The organism is Paracoccus maritimus (genome assembly GCF_025195095.1).
GTDB lineage: Bacteria > Pseudomonadota > Alphaproteobacteria > Rhodobacterales > Rhodobacteraceae > Paracoccus > Paracoccus maritimus.
Genome location: NZ_JANAVZ010000005.1, coordinates 274,925 through 290,437 on the forward strand (window position 1 = coordinate 274,925; position 15,513 = coordinate 290,437).

Below are 15,513 nucleotides of genomic sequence, written 5' to 3' on the forward strand. Positions count from 1 at the left end.
GCGCGCCCCCGCAACGACATTTCAGACCAGAACCGCGCCCTGCGATTCGATGACACCCTGCGTCTCGGCCTCGCCCAACAACATCTCGTTGTGCGGCTTGCCCGAGGGGATCATCGGGAAGCAGTTCTCATGCTTCTCGACCAGTACATCCAGGATGAACGGTCCATCATAGTCGATCATCTGCTGAATCGCCGCGTCCAGATCGCCGGGATCGCGCACCTGAGCACCCTTGCAGCCAAAGGCTTCTGCCAGCTTGACGAAATCGGGAAGGCTGTCCGACCACGACTGGCTATATCGTTCGCCATGCAGCAATTGCTGCCACTGGCGGACCATGCCCAGGCGTTCGTTGTTCAGGATGAATTGCTTGACCGGAAGGCGGAACTGGACCGCCGTGCCCATTTCTTGCATGTTCATCAGCCAGCTTGCGTCGCCGGCCACGTTGATGACCAACGCCTCGGGATGCGCCATCTGTACGCCGATCGATGCCGGCAGGCCGTAGCCCATGGTCCCAAGCCCGCCCGATGTCATCCAGCGGTTCGGCTCATCAAAGCCCAGATACTGCGCGGCCCACATCTGGTGCTGGCCGACCTCGGTCGTGATATAGCGGTCATGACCCTTGGTCAGCGCCTCAAGCCGTTGCATTGCGTGCTGCGGCTTGATGATCTTGTCGCTGTTGCGGAAGAACAGGCAGTTCTTCGACTTCCAGCCCTCGATCTTCTCCCACCATTTGCCAAGCGCAGGCGTGTTGACCTTTCGCCCCCGCGACTTCCAGACCTTCAGCAGATCCTCCAGCACATGGCCGACATCGCCAAGGATGGGAATATCGACACGGATCACCTTGTTGATCGACGAGGGATCGATATCGACATGTGCCTTGACCGAACCGGGGCTGAAATCTGCGATGCGCCCGGTGATCCGGTCGTCGAAACGCGCCCCCAGATTGATCATAAGGTCGCAGTCATGCATGGCCAGATTGGCCTCGTAGAGGCCGTGCATCCCCAACATCCCGATCCAGTTCTTGCCGGATGCCGGGTAGGCGCCCAGACCCATCAGGGTCGAAGTGACCGGGATCCCCGTTGCATCCGCCAGTTCGCGCAGCAACTGGCTGGCAGCGGGGCCTGAATTGATGACGCCGCCGCCGGTGTAAAGGATCGGGCGTTCGGCCTGTTCGATCAGTTCCACCAGCCGGGTGATCGCCGCGATGTCGCCCTTGCGCGCAGGCTGATACTTGGCGGGTTCGATCTGTTTGGGGCCGACATAATCGGCGGTCGCAAACTGGACGTCCTTGGGAATGTCGATCAGGACGGGGCCGGGACGGCCCGAGGTCGCGACATGGAACCCCTTGTGGATCGTCTCGGCCAGCTTGGCGGGATCCTTCACCAGCCAGTTGTGCTTGGTGCAGGGGCGAGTGATGCCGACGGTATCGGCCTCTTGAAATCCGTCGGTGCCGATCAGGAAGGTCGGAACCTGTCCCGACAGAACGACCAGCGGGATCGAATCCAGCAGCGCGTCGGTCAGTCCGGTAACGGCATTGGTTGCGCCGGGTCCCGATGTGACCAGCACCACGCCCGGCTTGCCGGTCGATCGGGCATATCCCTCGGCCATGTGCACGGCACCCTGTTCGTGGCGGACCAGGACATGCGTGATGTCGTTCTGCTGAAAGATCTCATCATAAATGGGTAGCACGGCCCCGCCCGGATAGCCGAATACGGTATCGACGCCCTGATCGCGCAGCGCTTCGACAACCATTCTCGCACCCGTCATGCTTCGGGACATTTTCTCTACTCCATCAAGTCAATGCTCGGCTCTTGACGCACCCGGTCAGAGCGTCGGCGCAAACTATGGAGGAGGCAAGTCAGGGTCAATGGGGGTTGGTGGAGAAAGTGACGCAGGGGGGCGGCAAATTGTAATTTTCTTTCCCGGCTTGCCGTGCGTTAGCGGTCGAATTGCGGCAGGGCGATGCGCGCCACCTGTTCGACGATCGGATCGACGGACAAGGGATGGGCCTCGTTCGAATGATCCTCGGGGTCGCCGATATCCTGCCAGACCCCGCCCTTGTATATTTCCAGCGCCGAGAAGCGCGCCTTGTAGTCCATCTTGCGGCTGCCGGGCACCCAATAGCCCAGATAGACATAGGGCAACTTGGCGGCGCGCGCGATCTCGATGTGATCCAGAATGACATGAGTGCCAAGGCTGGCCGAGGCAAGCGCCGGATCGTAGAAGCTGTAAACAAGGCTCAGCCCGTCATCCAGCACGTCGGTCAGACAGACCGCCGCCAGATGATCGTCCCCCGGGGCGATCTTGCCAGGCTCGGCTCCGTCGCAGCGGTATTCGATCACACGGGTCTTGACCGGCGTTTCCTCGATCATCGCCGCGAATTCGAAGATATCCATATCGGCCATGCCGCCATCGGCGTGGCGGTGGTCCAGATAGCTGCGGAACAGATCGAACTGTTCTTCGGTGGCCCATGCGCTTGTCGCAAGTCGCCGCAGTGCCCCGTTCCTGCGCATCAGGCGCCGCTGTGTCCGCGAGGCGTGAAAATCTGCAACCCGGATGCGCGCCGACATGCAGGCCACGCAGCTTTCGCAGCTGGGGCGGTACAGGACGTTCTGTGATCTGCGAAAGCCCTGCCGCGACAGCGCGTTGTTCAGCTCGGCCGCGTTTTCGCCATGCAATGCCGTGAACAGCTTACGCTCGGCCCGGCCGTGAAGATACGGACAGGGTTGCGGTGCCGTCACATAGAATTGCGGCGCGTGCGGGACGGTATGGCGCATCAGATGCGATCCGTGTGGCGGATGGACGAGTCGGAACTGGTCATGCGTGTGCTGCGAGTCCGTGTGCGCCCGATTGTTGATCTGGCCGAAAGCCTAGCAACGAAAATCCGATGCGCCAAGCCGGGAAAGAGTTAACGCAGACCTGCGGCGCGGGATGATTGCAGACAAGTCTTCGCGTTGACGGGACAAAGGCTTCGGCTAGTCTGGCGCGCATGGAATTCGATGCCGCCATCACTCGTCTGCCGCTGCCCGCCGATCAGGACCGTGCCCACGACATCCGCGAACGGTTCGGCGACCTGCCTGACCGCCTGACAGATCTTCTGGCAGCAACCGCGGGATGCAGCCCGTATCTTGCGGGGCTGATCGAGAAAGAAGCCGACTGGTTGCGCTCGGGGGCGCTGGATCACCCTGACGTCGTCATGCGCGAGACCAAAGGATTCGATGATCTTGACGCCCCCGAACTGGGCGCTGCGCTGCGTCGTGCAAAACGGCGCGTCGCGCTGCAGACGGCATTGGCCGATCTGGGCGGGGTCTGGTCGCTGGAGCAGGTGACCGGCGCGTTGTCCGATCTTGCGGACCGTGCGGTGGACCTGGCGTTGCGCATTCACGTTGCTGCCGAGGCGCGGCGTGGCAAGTTGCCGCAAACCGATGCTGATGCGGGCGGCATCTTCGCGCTGGCAATGGGCAAGGGCGGCGCGCGCGAGCTGAACTACAGCTCTGACATCGATCTGATCGTGTTGTTCGACGAAACCGCCTATGCCGAGCAGGATCAGCACGAGGCGCGGTCGGCGCTGATCCGCGCGACGCGCAAGATGGCGGCCACGCTATCGGACGTGACCGAGCACGGCTATGTCTTTCGCACCGACCTTAGGCTGCGTCCCGATGCCTCGGTCACCCCGGTCTGCATCTCGACGGCGGCGGCGTTGGCCTATTACGAGGCCGAAGGCCGCACATGGGAACGCGCGGCCTTCATCAAGGCCCGCGCGGCCGCGGGCGACATTGCCGCGGGCCAGCGTTTCCTGACCGAGTTGCGCCCCTTCGTATGGCGCAAGCATCTGGACTTCGCGGCCATCCAAGATGCCCATGACATGCGGCTTAGGATCCGTGATCACAAGGGGCTTGGCGGCCGGCTGGAGGTGCCGGGCCATAACATGAAGCTGGGCCGAGGGGGCATTCGTGAGATTGAGTTCTTCACCCAGACCCGGCAGTTGATCGCGGGCGGCCGTGACGCCGATCTGCGCTGTCGCGATACGGTCGGCGGGTTGACGGCACTGGCTGAAAAGGGGTGGATTCCGACCGACGTTGCGGACGAGTTGACGGAACATTATCGCCGCCACCGCGACATCGAACATCGCATTCAGATGGTGAACGACGCGCAGACCCACAGCCTGCCCAAGGATCGCGACGGGCTTTCGGTGATCGCCGCCATGATGGGCGAGGGCGATGTGGATGACTGGTGTGCACGGCTGAAATCACGGCTTGAACGGGTTCACGACCTGACGGAATCGTTCTTCGCGCCGGGCGAGACGTCAGAACGCCCCGAGTTGTCGGACGAGGCGCATGCCATCATCGACCGCTGGCAGGGCTATCCGGCGCTGCGATCGACCCGCGCGCAGCAGATTTTCAAGCGGGTCGAGCCGGAATTGCTGGCAAGGATGGCGCGAACTGGACATCCCGACGAGGCGCTGGCACGTTTCGACGGTTTCCTGTCCGGGCTGCCGGCCGGGGTGCAGCTGTTTTCGCTGTTCGAGGCCAATCCGCAACTGATCGAACTGATCGTCGATATTTGCGGGACCGCGCCGGGCCTTGCGGCCTATCTTGCGCGTCATTCGGCGGTTCTGGACGCGGTTCTGGGCGGCAGCTTCTTCGCGCCGTGGCCGGGCGTGCCGGGGCTGGACGAGAATCTGGGACGTATCCTGCGATCCGCGCTGGACGCGCCGGATGGCGGTTATGAACGTGCGCTGGATGCCGCGCGGCGGTGGGCGCATGAATGGCATTTCCGCATCGGCGTGCATCACCTGCGCGGTCTGATCGATGCCGACGAGGCGGGAATGCAATATGCCGATCTGGCGGATGCCTGCGTGCGGGCGCTGTTTCCCGTTGTGACAGACGAATTCGCGCGCCGTCATGGCCCGCCGCCCGGAAACGGGGCCGCGGTGATGGGGATGGGCTCGCTTGGCGCGCGGATGTTGAATGCGGGGTCGGATCTTGATCTGATCGTGATCTACGACGCGGACGGGGTGGACAGTTCCGATGGCCCCAAGCCCCTTGCGACCCGGGCCTATTATTCGCGGCTGACACAGGCGATGATCACGGCCCTGTCCGCGCCGACCGCCGAAGGAAGGTTATACGAGGTGGACATGCGGCTGCGGCCGTCGGGTCGGCAGGGCCCCGTCGCCACCTCGGTGCAAAGCTTCGAGAACTACCAGATGACCGAGGCCTGGACGTGGGAGCATCTGGCCCTGACACGGGCCCGGATCGTTGCCACTGCAGGGGCCGCCGGCACCGATCTTGCGGAGAGGGTAGAGGCGCTGCGCCTGAAGGTGCTGCGCGACAGGGGCAAGGACGCGCGTGTCATGCCCGACCTCGCCCAGATGCGTGCACGGATCTTTGCGGCGAAGACCCCCGATGGCCGGTGGGAGGCCAAGACAGGCCCCGGCAGATTGCAGGATATCGAACTTCTTGGACAGTCCTGCGCGTTGCGTGCCGGCGATCCGGCGCGTGCCACCCTGGCCCAGTTGCGGTCGGGCAGGCGGGCTGGACTGCTGGATCGGGATCAGGTGGACAGCTTGGCGTCGATCTGGCGCCTTCTGTGGCGGCTGCACGCGTCGGGGCGGCTTTTGACCGAACGGCCCCTGGACATGACGGAGTTGGGTCGAGGCGGACAGGAACTGCTGCTGCGTGAAACGGGACAGGACGATCTGGATACATTGGCGGAAAGGCTTGACGCGGGGCTGTCGGCGGCCGCTTCGATCATCGGTTCCTGCGTCTCTGGTCCAGCGACTTAGCCAGTCGCCTGTCGCAGTCCGGTCTTTGGTTGATCAGCAGTTGCTGTGATCGGGCGCAGAGCGCCGCCGCCCACAACCTCGGCAAGCGGCAGACTTGCGCCCGGCGTAGGTGCGTTGTTTCCCGTTTTTGCCGCCAATTCGGTCAGCGTCCGTCCGCCGATCTGGCCCAACGGTGGCAGTTGAACCGTCCCGTCACCCAATTGCGGAGACGTGTCGTCGGTCTCGGTCGCCTCGAAAATGCCGTGCGCGGTCTTGTCCCAATAGAACGGTTTGACGACGACCTCGTAGATCGCCTTCCAGCCGGCAAGGCAGCCAAGCGGGAAATAGACATGCAGGGTCGGCACCCATGTCATCAGGTGACGATGCTTGGCGCCCCGGACAGCCCACATGTTGATCCCGATGCTGATCAGTTCCGAGGTCACGAAGATCGCGAACAACGCAGTGATCGCCTGCCCGCCCCAGATGCCCGACAACGGCGCACGCAGCGGATGCGGCAATCCAAGGCTCAGCAACCAGAAGCTCCACAGCACCGGGGCCAGCAGATACTGAGAGAGGGTGCCGAAGAACTGGATCTGGAATCCCCAGAACCGCCACGCGCCCAGATCGCGCCACAACGCGACGGGATTGCGCATGTGGACGCCCCAGGTCATCGCATAGCCCTTGAGCCAGCGTGATCGCTGCTTGACCCATGGCAGGGCGCGGCAGTTCGCCTCTTCGTCGGTGGTGGTATCAAGGATCTCGGTTCGCCAGCCGCGCCGGGCCAGCCGGACGCCCAGATCCGCGTCTTCGGTGACGTTCCATGCATCCCATGCATCGACCGCCTCCAACGCGTCGCGTCGGAAGAACAGGGTGGTGCCGCCCAGGGGAACCACCAGCCCAAGTCTGGCCACGCCAGGCAGCAGGACCCGGAACCACGCCGCGTATTCGACCGTGAAGCAGCGCGCCAGCCAGTTGGTTCGCGGATTGTAATAGTCCAGCGCGCCCTGCAGGCAGGCGACATCGTCCGCCGCGAAATGAAATCCACGCGCCACCTTGTGCAACTGATCGGGGTCGGGCCGATCCTCGGCGTCCCAGACGCCCACGATCTCGCCCCGGCAGAAATTCAGAGCATAATTCAGCGCACGCGGCTTGGTCTGGATCGGCCCTTCTGGCACCTCGACGACGCGCAGCCAGCCGGGCAGCCGAGCACCTTCCAGCGCCTTGCGCGTCACTTCGTCGTCGGCCTCGATGACCAGCAGGATGTCGGTCAGCTCGCGCGGATAGTCCAGACGCGCCAGCCGTGCCACCAGCTTGCCCGCGACATCGCTTTCCCGAAACAACGGCACCATGACCGAAATGACCGGCAGCGCGCCGTCCATCTGCGGCAAGGCGATTTGTCCGGCACGTGCCGCCCGCCGAAGATCGCGCTGCTCGGCGCGGATACGAAGTGCGGCGAAGAACGCGCCAAGCTTCAGCGCGGTTTGGGTCAGCAATGTCAGCGCCGCCCAGGCGGTCAAGGCGGTCAGCACCCAGACGGGCACCATCCACAGACCCAGCGCGATTGCAGCCATGACCGCCAGTGCCAACTGACCGGTGCGGCGTTCGTTGCGAGTCCGACAGCTTTCGCCGGCGGGAACGCGCAACTCGGCGGCACGGACCATGGAGCTTCGGCGTAGAGACAGGATCGCGTCCTGCACTTGTGCCTCTGAGCACAGCAACATGCGGATCTGTCCGAATTCGGCGGGCAGCGACGGGCTGAGCGCCTGAAACAGTTCCGGGCGCGCGGTGGCGATCCAGGTGACGCCGCCGATGCGCCGCCAGGGCAGAATGCCGTGGGTTAGGCAATATCCGGCACCGACGGCATCGATCAGACGCGGATCGGCGGGCGTCGCCGTCGGATCGACCAAGGTGGTGCGCCATTGCCGCGACAGCGCACGGGTCAGCGCCTCGGGCGTCACCCAGCCCTGCGACAGCAGGATCTGTCCAAGCCGCGCCTTCTGACGCTGCCGCATCACGACCGCCTTCAGCAGGTTCCCCGGCTCGATCGCACCGTCTTCGAGAAGAATCTGGCCCAGAGGCAACCGACGTCGCGGGGCGAATGTCGGCGTCGCACGCTGCGGATCTGCATGGTCCAGCGGGGTGGACGGGGTCAGCTCGGCAAGTTCGGCCATAGACGATTCCTTTCTGGAACGTCCAGTCGTGCCACGAAAGCCGTTAAGAAGAGGTTAAGTGTAAGGTCTGCTCAGCCGCGCCGGGAACGCATCGAATCGGCAAAGCGGCGGAACAGATAAAGGCTGTCCTGCGGTCCTGGTGAAGCCTCGGGATGGTGCTGCACGGAAAAGACCGGCTTCTCGCTGACCCTGATTCCGCAATTGCTGCCATCGAACAGGCTGACATGGGTTTCGACCACGCCCTTCGGCAAGGTCTGACTGTCCACCGCGAAGCCGTGATTCATCGACGTGATCTCGACCTTGCCGGTTTCATTGTCGCGCACAGGATGGTTCGCGCCGTGATGGCCATGGCTCATCTTGACGGTCTTTGCACCAAGTGCCAGCGCCAGCATCTGGTGACCCAGGCAAATCCCGAAGATCGGCATGTCGCGTGCCAGAAGGTCGCGGATCATCGGCACCGCGTATTCACCCGTGGCAGCCGGATCGCCCGGGCCATTCGACAGGAACACGCCTTCGGGTTCGTGTGCCATCACCTCTTCTGCGGTGGCGGTCGCCGGCAGCACGGTGACGTCGGCGCCATGAGAGACCAATGACCTGAGAATGTTGCGCTTTGCGCCATAATCCAGCGCGACGACCTTGAAGGGTTTTTCCTCGGGGGACGTGCCGAAGCCCTGGCCCCATTCCCAACCACCTTCCTGCCAGCGATAACCTTGCGCGCAGCTGACCTCTCGCGCCAGGTCCAGGCCGACCAGCCCGTGCCAGTCGCGCGCCTTGGCAATCATCGCTTCCAGATCGAAGCTGCCGTCCGGATCGTGCGCAAGAACGACATGCGGGGCGCCTTGTTGCCGGATCGCGCGTGTCAGCCTGCGCGTATCCACGCCGCCGATCCCGATGCGACCACGCCGCTCCATCCACTCGGGCAGCTGGCCCGCAGCGCGCCAGTTCGAGGGCTGGGTCGGGTCCCAGCGCACGACAATGCCGCTGGCCACAGGGTCGGCCGCCTCGTCATCTTCGTCGGTGACGCCGGTGTTGCCGATATGAGGAAAGGTGAAGGTAACGATCTGGCTGGCGTAAGAGGGATCGGTCATGATCTCCTGATAGCCGGTCATCGCGGTGTTGAAGACCAACTCGGCCACCACCTCTCCGGTGGCACCGAAGCCATGGCCGTAGAAGACGGTCCCGTCGGCAAGCGCAAGGCAGGCGGTCGGTTTTGCGGCCATGTCGGCACCTCTGGTCTGAAATCAGCCGGTGAATATGTTCGACGCGCAGGAAGGTCAAGCCGCGCCGGACCGCCGCGCACGGCATGGCGGCTTGATTCCCGCGCGCCTTGCGCCTACATCGCCTGCTTTGCGGCGTGTGCCAGAAGTGCGCGCCCCAAGGGATATTCCCGGGAGACTGTCTGATGGATCTGCGAGCAAGACTGCAAGCCGCCACCAAGGATGCAATGAAGTCACGAGACAGCACAAGGCTGTCCACGCTGCGGCTGATCGGCGCGGCGGTCAAGGATCGCGAGATCGCCCTGCGCGGCGGGGATGGCGAGGGCGGCGAGATGACCGAAGCCGAGCTTGTCGCGATCATGTCCAGGATGGTCAAGCAGCGTCAGGAATCGGTGCGCGCCTACGAAGAGGGCGGCCGGTTGGAGCTTGCGGCGCAAGAGCAGGAAGAAATCGAGATCATTCAGGAGTTTCTGCCAAGACAGCTAAGCGAGGCAGAAACCGTGTCCGCGATCGACAGCGTCATCAGCGATCTGGGTGCTTCCAGCATCCGCGACATGGGGCGTGTCATGGCCGATCTGCGGCAGCGCCATGCAGGTCAGATGGATTTCGGCACGGTCGGTCCGATGGTCAAGGACAGGTTGCTGAACTGATCTGTGGAAACCTCCGGCAGGATGATGACGTTCACGTGTCGGAGGTGTTTCATGCCAGCAAGATCCAAGGCACAGCAACGCGCCGCCGGCGCAGCGTTATCGGCAAAGCGCGGCGAGACCAAGGTCGCCGAACTTCAGGGCGCGTCCCGCGAGATGTATGACAGCATGACCGAGGACGAGTTGGAGGATTTTGCCTCTACCGATCTGGACGGCTTGCCGGACCATGTCGAGGATGATCGCTGACCACAACAAGTCTTCGAGGCGGACCTTCGCCTGCAGGGTTTGGCGAACTGCCCGTCACAGGGGGCGAGGATATTTCATTTCGGCTCTGCTAGTCACATCGGAACAGATGTGTCAGCAACGGCGACGTGACGAGCTCAGGACATGATACCGAATGACACCAGCCGCCAGGGTCGCCGCTGCGATCGATATTCTGGACCATGTTCTTGACGGCGAGCCCGCCGAACGTGCGCTCTTGCGCTGGTCGCGCAACAGTCGTTTCGCAGGATCCGGTGACCGGGCCGCAGTTCGGGACCTTGTCTTCGATTCGCTGCGGCGACGCGATAGCCTGGCCCGGTTGGGTGGCAGTGCGACTGGCGGCAGGGGGCTGATGCTGGGTCATGTGCGTGCGTCTGGTCGCGATCCCGATGAGGTATTTACAGGTGTCGGGCATGCGCCTTCGACCCTGACATCCGACGAACGTCGTCATGTGCCTGACGTTGAACAAGGGTCGGACCTTCCTGACTGGCTGTGGCCGCAATGGAAAGCCTCGCTTGGGGCCGATGCGACAGCGGTGGCAGAGGCGATGCGTCACCGCGCACCCGTATGGCTGCGGGTCAATCCGCGTCGTGCAAGCGTCGAGGAAGCGATCGGATCGCTGCGCGCAGCGGACGTGCATGTGGAGCGGCATGGTGTCCTGCATACCGCTCTGCGGGTCTTGGAGGGTGAGCGCCGGATCGCAAGAAGCGAGGCCTATCTGAAAGGGCTGGTCGAGTTGCAGGACCTGTCGCCGCAACTTGCCTGTGCCGCGGTTCCGTTACGGTCCGGCGATCATGTCTTGGATTATTGCGCTGGCGGCGGCGGCAAGACCCTGGCGCTGGGTGGGCGGCAGGACAAGATGCGCCTTGTTGCCCACGACGCCTCTGCCGAACGGATGAAGGATCTGCCTGATCGCGCGGCACGTGCGGATCTGCGGGTCGAGATTTCCGGCACGCCACAGGGACCGTTCGATCTGGTCGTCGCCGATGTGCCATGTTCCGGGTCTGGCACGTGGCGCCGCAGCCCTGACATGAAGTGGCGGCTGACTCCCGATTCACTTTCTGCGCTGGTCAGAACCCAGTCGGAAATTCTGGATCGGGTCGCCACGCTTGTGCGCCCCGGCGGGCACTTGGCCTATATGACATGCTCGGTGCTCGATGCGGAAAATGATGACCAGATCGCCGGGCTTCTGGATCGCGACACCGGGTATCAGCGGGTCCATCGGCAATCATGGACTCCGCTGGATGCCGGGGACGGCTTCTACCTTGCCTTACTGTGCAGAAAGTTCTGATAGGCCGGGGCACCCGAATTAACGCGCTGTTAAGCGAAGTTGCGCTAAATCTGACGGGAAAGACCGCAGGAAAGCGATTCGGATGGCGCATTGGGACGATCAGTCGGGTATTCCTCGCAGCGCATTGGCGGCATTGCCACTGCTGATGCTGCCATTGCTTGTCGGGGCGCTGTTGCTTGTGATCCTGCCGGGAAGTGACGCGGGTCGCGCGGCGATCATTTTTTCGACCATCTCTGTTGCCTGGTACGTCCTCGGGGGCGCGATCGCGCTGTCACATGGTTGGCGAAAACTGTCCGGCAGGCGCGCCCTCTCGGCGATCAGGGGCGAGGTTGCTGCAGCGCCAGAGCCGGTGTGGATCTGCGATTCGGACGGTTTGGTGTTGTTTCAGAACGCGGCTGCGTGCCGGGATTTCGACGATATTACCGGACAGAATGTGCTGACCCTCGTGTCCCGGTTGCGCGCGGACGCGGAAAGCGATCTCGCGGATCTGTCGGCGCGCGCGTTGCGGCACGGCTCGGCCGAGATAGACTTGTCCGAAGGTGAGGTTCTGGCGCTTAGCAGGGCTGCTGACGCACCTCTGCAGGTGTGGTCCTATCACCGGCCAGGCGATGGCCTGGAAGATGAGGCACTTGCAATGGACCTGGAGGACAGCGAAGCGCAGGATGAATTCGAGGCGTTGCCGGTCGCGCTGTTGCGCCTTGCACCGGAGGGGCATATTCGCGGCGCGAATGCGGCCGCGCGCGCGCTGCTTTCGCTGGATCAGGCTTCCCTGCAAGGCGCTCTCCATCTGGGAAGCGTCCTGGAGGGTCCGGGTCGCCCGGTCGGGGACTGGATTTTGGATGCGAGTGCGAGGCGCATCGATGGGCGCCCGGAAATGTTGCGTTTGCGCGGCAATGACGGGGATGAAGACGTGCATCTTCAGGTGACCCTGGCCCCAGATCCGACGGTTCGGGCCGGGGTGATCGCGGTGCTGAATGATGCCAGTGCGCTGAAGACGCTGGAGGCGCAGTTCGTCCAAAGTCAGAAGATGCAGGCGATCGGTCAACTGGCGGGCGGTGTTGCACATGATTTCAACAACTTGCTGACAGCCATCAGCGGACATTGTGATCTGCTGATGCTGCGCCATGACAAGGGGCATCCCGACTACTCTGATCTCGACCAGATCAGCCAGAACGCCAACCGTGCCGCTGCTCTTGTCGGGCAGTTGCTGGCCTTCTCACGCAAGCAGACGCTGAAGCTGGAGACGTTGGACCTTCGCGACACGCTGGCCGACCTGACCCATCTTCTGAACAGGCTGGTCGGTGAGCGCGTCGCTCTGACCATCAACCATGACCCCGCCTTGCGCCCGATCCGGGCCGACAAGCGTCAATTGGAGCAGGTTATCATGAATCTTGTCGTCAATGCCCGCGACGCAATGCCCGAGGGTGGCGAAATCAGGATCGATACAGAGAATGTGCATCTTTCCGACGCCTTGCGTCGCGACCGGGTCGCGCTGCCCGCCGGTGACTATGTTCGTGTCCGCGTGATCGATGAGGGTTGCGGCATATCGCCAGATCACCAAGCAAAGATGTTCGAACCCTTCTTTACGACGAAGCGTGTCGGAGAGGGGACGGGGCTTGGGCTGTCGACCGCATATGGGATCGTAAAGCAGACCGGCGGCTATATCTTCTGCGATAGCGTGACCGGGCAGGGAACCTGTTTTTCGCTGTATTTCCCGGCGCATGCTGATGCTGCGATCAAGATGTCCCCTGTGGCTGCCACACCTGCCGAGGCTACAGCACCGTTGCCGACGCGACAGGCTACGATCCTTCTGGTTGAGGATGAGGCGCCTGTCCGCGCATTCGCGGCGCGCGCCCTGAAGCTCAAGGGCTACGACGTTCTTGAGGCCACGAACGCCGAGCATGCGCTGGATCTGCTGTCGGACAGCCGGCTGACAATCGATGTTTTTGTGACAGACGTCGTGATGCCCGGCATGGACGGGCCCAGTTGGGTCCGAACGGCGCTTAGGGATAGACCGGGAACTCGCGTCATCTTCATGTCAGGCTATACCGAGGACATTTTCGGAGAGGGGCATGCCCCGGTCCCGAACTCGCTATTTCTTGCGAAGCCGTTCACGCTTGCGGAGCTGACCCATCTCGTTGAGGCGCAGCTTGCAGGGACCGGAGCGCCGACACTGCATTAAACATCGCCAGCCGCCGCCTTGCCTGTGCCGTTGTCCTGTCCGATCTTCGCGTAGAGCGATATGTCATCACGAAGGCATTCGCGCAGCAGGGTTTCCTCGTCTTGGTCAAGACGCACATCTACCGAAGGGGGCACGTTGATACGCGGAAGTTCGATCGCACAATTCAGGCGATCTTCAAGAAACTCCACGAATCCAGCCATGTCTTCGTATCGGAAGATCTGGTCGACATGTCCATGGTCATCGGTCAGGAACTCGGATTGCGTCCCGATCATCAGGCTGGCACGGCCTTCTGGCGAGATGTAGTCGCGCACGAAGCGGCTGAAACCTACGCCTTCCATGCGGTGCAGAGGATCGTCAAGGTCGTCCCTCAACTTGAAGCGATACCAGCTGCGAAGCCAGTCCACCGGCTCTCGCATCAGCGCGACGGTCGTGAAGCGATCGCCCGTTTGTGCGTCAAGCCATGGGGCCAGATGGCTGCGGTAGCTGGAAATATTCGTGTGCTTGAGGACGGCCGGGCGTTGGATCGCTGCGGAGGAAAGGGATTCAAGTGCCGTCTCGACCGCGGTGGAGCCTGCCTTTGGGGTCGCAAGAAAGACCAGCCGTTCTTCCCAGAAGATCAACATGTCCGAACTGTCCTGTGGCTGTCGCGTCGGGCGCCATAACGACAGAGATGCCAGTTGTAAACGCTTTGTTAAGCGTTGGGCGGGATAATCGCAGCAAGATAATGCGACACGGCAGTGTTCGGCCTTGAAAAGCAAAGCTGGATCGCGCAAAGGTTAGTGTAAGAACAAGAAGTGAACATTCTCCACGGCTCGACAGATTGCCCCGCTTCGAGGGCTGTGAAATAACGGTGAGGACAACATGGCACAGGCGAGCATTTTCGACATGAATGACAAACGCGGCGCGGACAAGCAAAAGGCGCTGGACAGTGCACTGGCACAGATCGAGCGTCAGTTCGGCAAGGGTTCGATCATGAAGCTGGGCAAGGACAACCCGGTGACCGAGATCGAGGCAACCTCGACCGGCTCGCTGGGGCTGGACATCGCCCTTGGCATCGGCGGTTTGCCCAAGGGACGCATCATCGAGGTCTATGGCCCTGAAAGCAGTGGCAAGACGACGCTGACTCTGCATGCGGTGGCCGAAGAACAGAAGAAAGGCGGCGTTTGTGCCTTCGTCGATGCGGAACATGCGCTGGACCCGCAATATGCGCGCAAGCTGGGCGTCAATCTTGACGAATTGCTGATCAGTCAGCCCGACACCGGTGAACAGGCTCTGGAAATCGTCGATACGCTTGTTCGTTCCGGTGCGGTCAACATGGTGGTTGTCGATTCGGTTGCGGCACTGACCCCAAAGGCCGAGATCGAAGGCGATATGGGCGATCATCAGGTGGGTGCGCAGGCGCGCCTGATGAGCCAGGCAATGCGCAAGCTGACCGCCAGCATCGGCCGGTCGAACTGCATGGTGATCTTCATCAACCAGATCCGCATGAAGATCGGCGTGATGTTCGGTAACCCCGAAACCACTTCCGGTGGGAACGCGCTGAAATTCTATGCCTCGGTCCGTTTGGATATCCGCCGCACCGGATCGATCAAGGACCGCGATGAGGTTGTCGGCAACTCGACCCGCGTCAAGGTGGTCAAGAACAAGGTCGCGCCGCCGTTCCGGCAAGTCGAATTCGACATCATGTATGGCGAAGGCATCAGCAAGATGGGCGAATTGATCGATCTGGGCGTCAAGGCTGGTGTGGTTGAAAAGTCGGGCGCCTGGTATTCCTATGGCGATCAGCGGATCGGGCAGGGCCGCGAGAACGCCAAGCAGTTTTTGCGCGAGAACCCCGACGCCGCCACCGAGATCGAAGACAAGATCCGCGCCAGCCACGGCCTGGATTTCGACACCGCTGGCGGCGAGGAAGAGGCGCTGACCGAAGACTGACCAGGCTTTACGATTTGTGCCGCGGCGGGGCATCGCCCCGGCGGGGTGTTC

The 15,513-nt window shown here is 62.6% G+C and carries 11 protein-coding genes; 6 read left to right on the plus strand and 5 right to left on the minus strand.

Going from position 1 to position 15,513, the window contains the following annotated elements:
* Positions 1–21: 21 nt before the first annotated feature.
* Positions 22–1,776 carry an acetolactate synthase 3 large subunit gene (locus MU516_RS11095; protein WP_260277277.1) on the minus strand — a complete coding sequence of 585 codons (1,755 nt, stop codon included), beginning with the start codon at positions 1,774–1,776 and terminating at the stop codon, positions 22–24.
* Between the two features lie 158 nt (positions 1,777–1,934).
* Positions 1,935–2,774 (minus strand): arginyltransferase, encoded by an 840-nt coding sequence (locus MU516_RS11100; protein WP_260277278.1) that lies wholly within the window; start codon positions 2,772–2,774, stop codon positions 1,935–1,937.
* A 212-nt stretch (positions 2,775–2,986) separates the two neighbouring features.
* On the opposite strand from MU516_RS11100, the gene MU516_RS11105 reads away from it, so the two are divergent.
* A complete protein-coding gene (locus MU516_RS11105; RefSeq protein ID WP_260277279.1) occupies positions 2,987–5,782 on the plus strand; it encodes a [protein-PII] uridylyltransferase family protein in 2,796 nt (931 codons plus the stop codon).
* On the opposite strand, the gene MU516_RS11110 is transcribed toward MU516_RS11105, so the two are convergent.
* Both MU516_RS11110 and carA read right to left on the minus strand, forming a co-directional pair.
* A complete protein-coding gene (locus MU516_RS11110) occupies positions 5,779–7,932 on the minus strand; it encodes a glycosyltransferase (protein ID WP_260277280.1) in 2,154 nt (717 codons plus the stop codon). The two genes, MU516_RS11105 and MU516_RS11110, sit on opposite strands and share 4 nt — an antisense overlap.
* A gap of 71 nt (positions 7,933–8,003) precedes the next feature.
* A complete protein-coding gene (gene carA, locus MU516_RS11115; RefSeq protein ID WP_260277281.1) occupies positions 8,004–9,152 on the minus strand; it encodes a glutamine-hydrolyzing carbamoyl-phosphate synthase small subunit in 1,149 nt (382 codons plus the stop codon).
* Positions 9,153–9,334: 182 nt separating this feature from the next.
* Here carA and MU516_RS11120 point away from each other — a divergent pair, with 182 nt between their 5' ends.
* The 4 genes from MU516_RS11120 to MU516_RS11135 all read left to right on the plus strand — a co-directional run bounded on the left by MU516_RS11120 (position 9,335) and on the right by MU516_RS11135 (position 13,530).
* A complete protein-coding gene (locus MU516_RS11120; protein WP_260277282.1) occupies positions 9,335–9,799 on the plus strand; it encodes a GatB/YqeY domain-containing protein in 465 nt (154 codons plus the stop codon).
* A gap of 51 nt (positions 9,800–9,850) precedes the next feature.
* The gene (locus tag MU516_RS11125; protein WP_260277283.1) at positions 9,851–10,042 is read left to right on the plus strand and encodes a DUF3008 family protein; all 192 of its coding nucleotides are present in this window, start codon (positions 9,851–9,853) and stop codon (positions 10,040–10,042) included.
* Between the two features lie 151 nt (positions 10,043–10,193).
* On the plus strand, positions 10,194–11,348 hold the full coding sequence (locus MU516_RS11130) for an RsmB/NOP family class I SAM-dependent RNA methyltransferase (protein WP_260277284.1): 1,155 nt from the start codon (positions 10,194–10,196) through the stop codon (positions 11,346–11,348).
* 82 nt (positions 11,349–11,430) lie between these two features.
* Positions 11,431–13,530: a hybrid sensor histidine kinase/response regulator gene (locus MU516_RS11135; RefSeq protein WP_260277285.1), complete on the plus strand. Its 2,100-nt coding sequence runs from the start codon at positions 11,431–11,433 to the stop codon at positions 13,528–13,530.
* On the opposite strand, the gene MU516_RS11140 is transcribed toward MU516_RS11135, so the two are convergent.
* Entirely contained in the window at positions 13,527–14,288 is a 762-nt protein-coding gene (locus MU516_RS11140) for a sulfotransferase family protein (RefSeq protein WP_260277286.1), read from the minus strand. The two genes, MU516_RS11135 and MU516_RS11140, sit on opposite strands and share 4 nt — an antisense overlap.
* A gap of 103 nt (positions 14,289–14,391) precedes the next feature.
* Here MU516_RS11140 and recA point away from each other — a divergent pair, with 103 nt between their 5' ends.
* On the plus strand, positions 14,392–15,462 hold the full coding sequence (gene recA / locus MU516_RS11145) for a recombinase RecA (protein WP_260277287.1): 1,071 nt from the start codon (positions 14,392–14,394) through the stop codon (positions 15,460–15,462).
* Positions 15,463–15,513: the final 51 nt, after the last annotated feature.

Excerpts from the sequence above, each read along its gene's own strand:
- MU516_RS11135 (WP_260277285.1), top strand. The coding sequence starts at position 11,431 with ATGGCGCATTGGGACGATCAGTCGGGTATTCCTCGCAGCGCATTGGCG.
- MU516_RS11105 (WP_260277279.1), top strand. The coding sequence starts at position 2,987 with ATGGAATTCGATGCCGCCATCACTCGTCTGCCGCTGCCCGCCGATCAG.
- MU516_RS11130 (WP_260277284.1), top strand. The coding sequence starts at position 10,194 with ATGACACCAGCCGCCAGGGTCGCCGCTGCGATCGATATTCTGGACCAT.
- carA (WP_260277281.1), bottom strand. The coding sequence starts at position 9,152 with ATGGCCGCAAAACCGACCGCCTGCCTTGCGCTTGCCGACGGGACCGTC.
- MU516_RS11110 (WP_260277280.1), bottom strand. The coding sequence starts at position 7,932 with ATGGCCGAACTTGCCGAGCTGACCCCGTCCACCCCGCTGGACCATGCA.
- MU516_RS11120 (WP_260277282.1), top strand. The coding sequence starts at position 9,335 with ATGGATCTGCGAGCAAGACTGCAAGCCGCCACCAAGGATGCAATGAAG.
- MU516_RS11100 (WP_260277278.1), bottom strand. The coding sequence starts at position 2,774 with ATGCGCCATACCGTCCCGCACGCGCCGCAATTCTATGTGACGGCACCG.
- MU516_RS11095 (WP_260277277.1), bottom strand. The coding sequence starts at position 1,776 with ATGTCCCGAAGCATGACGGGTGCGAGAATGGTTGTCGAAGCGCTGCGC.
- recA (WP_260277287.1), top strand. The coding sequence starts at position 14,392 with ATGGCACAGGCGAGCATTTTCGACATGAATGACAAACGCGGCGCGGAC.
- MU516_RS11125 (WP_260277283.1), top strand. The coding sequence starts at position 9,851 with ATGCCAGCAAGATCCAAGGCACAGCAACGCGCCGCCGGCGCAGCGTTA.